Origin of the sequence: Streptomyces niphimycinicus (genome assembly GCF_018883605.1) — a bacterium.
GTDB lineage: Bacteria > Actinomycetota > Actinomycetes > Streptomycetales > Streptomycetaceae > Streptomyces > Streptomyces niphimycinicus.
This window is the reverse complement of sequence record NZ_JAHLEM010000509.1, coordinates 1-550: the sequence shown is the minus strand read 5'-3', so window position 1 is coordinate 550 and position 550 is coordinate 1. Positions and strand designations below refer to the sequence as shown.

Annotated in this window: 1 protein-coding gene; it reads right to left on the bottom strand. The window is 72.7% G+C overall.

Annotated features, from left to right (window positions below; all coding sequences use genetic code 11):
- The coding region (locus KN815_RS34305; RefSeq protein ID WP_253209412.1) for an acyl carrier protein at positions 1-550 on the bottom strand (550 nt) is incomplete at both ends.

The following is a 550-nucleotide window of genomic DNA, read 5'->3' as shown; positions in this document are numbered from 1 at the left end:
GGTCGCCAGCGCCTCGCGCGGCGAGATTCCGAAGAAGGTGGGGTCGAAGTCGGCGGCGTCGTGGAGGAAACCGCCCTCGCGGGTGTACGAGGTGCCGGGGTGCTCCGGGTCCGGGTGGTAGAGCGCGTCCAGGTCCCAGCCACGGTCGACGGGGAAGCCGGAGATCGCGTCCTGGCCGGCGGAGAGCAGCCGCCACAGGTCCTCGGGGGTGCGCACCCCGCCCGGGAAGCGGCAGCTCATGCCGACGATGGCGATCGGCTCGTCGTCGATCGCGCCCACGGCCTGGACGGGCAGGCCCGACTGGGCTCCGGTGCCCGCCAGTTCGTCCCGGAGGTGTTCGGCCAGGACGAGGGAGGTGGGGTAGTCGAAGACCAGGGTGGCGGGGAGCCGCATCCCGGTGACCGCGTTCAGGCGGTTGCGCAGTTCGACGGCGGTCAGCGAGTCGAAGCCCAGGTCGCGGAAGGCGCGGTCGGGGTCGACGGAGTCGGCGGTGCCATAGCCCAGGACGGCGGCGACCTGGGTGCGGACCAGCTCCAGCAGCGTTTCGAGC